The organism is Micrococcus sp. CS26 (assembly GCF_055522295.1).
In genome coordinates this window covers 1-741 of the sequence record NZ_JBVFVY010000062.1, presented here as the reverse complement: position 1 = coordinate 741, position 741 = coordinate 1, and the positions used below count along the sequence as shown (strand labels likewise).

Genomic DNA, 741 nt, shown 5'->3' with positions numbered 1-741 from the left:
TGTAAGCGGCCATGAAAAGCTGCCCATAGGTGGCCAGGGAATGACCCGCTGACGGCCATGAGGACTGCCCAGTGATGGCCACGGGAACTGCCCGGTGCTGGCCATCTGGTTTGCCCGCGTTGCTCGTTGCCCGCCGCGTCGTGAGCCGGCGGGGGCCTCCTCCCCGGGTTGGATATCGGTGTCGAATCGAATCCAGCGAGGAAGAGGCCCTGAATGAAGGATGCCGCAGAAACCATGAAAATACTCAGTGCCTATGACCTGACCAAGTCATTGCGGGGCGCCGCCGAGCTGGCCGGTTGCTCCCATCACACCGTGGCCCGGCTGGTGCGGGCCCGCGACGCCGGCCAGACCCCTGGATCCGGAGCCAGCCGCCCGAAGGTCACCGATGTCTGGCTGCCCAAGATCGAGGAATGGGTCGAGGCCTCCACGGGCAGGATCCGCGCCGATGTCGTGCACGCCAAGCTCACCGCAATGGGCTACACCGGCTCTGAGCGCTCCACCCGGCGGGCGGTGGCCGAGGTGAAGGCCGCCTGGCGGGCCGGGAAGCGCCGGGTGCACCGGCCCTGGATCACCGAGCCGGGCGCATGGCTGCAGTACGACTTCGGCGATGGGCCGGCGATCGACGGGGCCAAGACGGTGCTGTTCGTGGCCTGGCTGGCCTGGTCCCGCTACCGGATCGTCATCGCCCTGCGTGATAGGACGGCTCCGAGTGTGTTCGCCGCCCTGGACCGGTGCTTCCGG

At 68.2% G+C, this 741-nt stretch carries 1 protein-coding gene; it reads left to right on the top strand.

Translation table 11 applies throughout. The features are described from left to right. Positions 1–213: 213 nt before the first annotated feature. Positions 214–741: transposase (locus tag ACZ1IK_RS11205; protein WP_465098520.1), on the top strand; the 528-nt coding region annotated here is incomplete at its 3' end.